Annotated in this window: 1 protein-coding gene; it reads left to right on the top strand. The window is 30.8% G+C overall.

The window, feature by feature from the left end; all coding sequences use genetic code 11:
* The coding region (locus ACLD7X_RS18020; protein WP_425625469.1) for a TlpA family protein disulfide reductase at nucleotides 1-572 on the top strand (572 nt) is incomplete at both ends.

Below are 572 nucleotides of genomic sequence, written 5' to 3'. Positions count from 1 at the left end.
CTATTATCTTTTCTGGGACTTATTGTGCAATTTTTAGTAAATTATACGCTTACTTTTAACGCCAATTATATCCTGTTTTTAGTATCGAGTTTTTTATTTCTTTTGTCAGGATATATCCTAAAAATATTTACTACTAAGGTGGCTGATTTTGTGGTTTTTTTGATTCCATCAGTAGCTATTTATGTATTCGGATATTTTACAAATGCTTTCTTGTTTCCTTTTTATTTCCCAGTTTCTTTTCTTTTTGCTATATCTGGATATTTGATAGGAGTATGTCTAAAATTTCCTGTGAATAGAAAACGTATTTTTTTAAGTTTTTCGTTGCTCTCGCTAACTATTTACTATTTGGGATTTGTTGTTTCTCCTCCCATTCAATATAATAAAAGTATCACTCCACCTTCGGTTTATTCTACTATAATGTTGAATGACTTTGACTTGTTGACTTTGGAAGGTGACAGCCTCTCGCCTGATGAGTTACAAGGGAAAGTATTACTTCTGAATTTTACATCAAAAGTATGTAGACAATGTATTCAAAAACAGCCCTATTTAGAAGAGCTAATGGAAAAGTACAA

This window comes from Aphanothece microscopica RSMan92 (assembly GCF_046613545.2).
Taxonomy (GTDB): domain Bacteria; phylum Cyanobacteriota; class Cyanobacteriia; order PCC-6307; family Cyanobiaceae; genus NIES-981.
The sequence above is the reverse complement of the archived record's forward strand: the minus strand, read 5'-3'. Positions and strand labels throughout refer to the sequence as shown.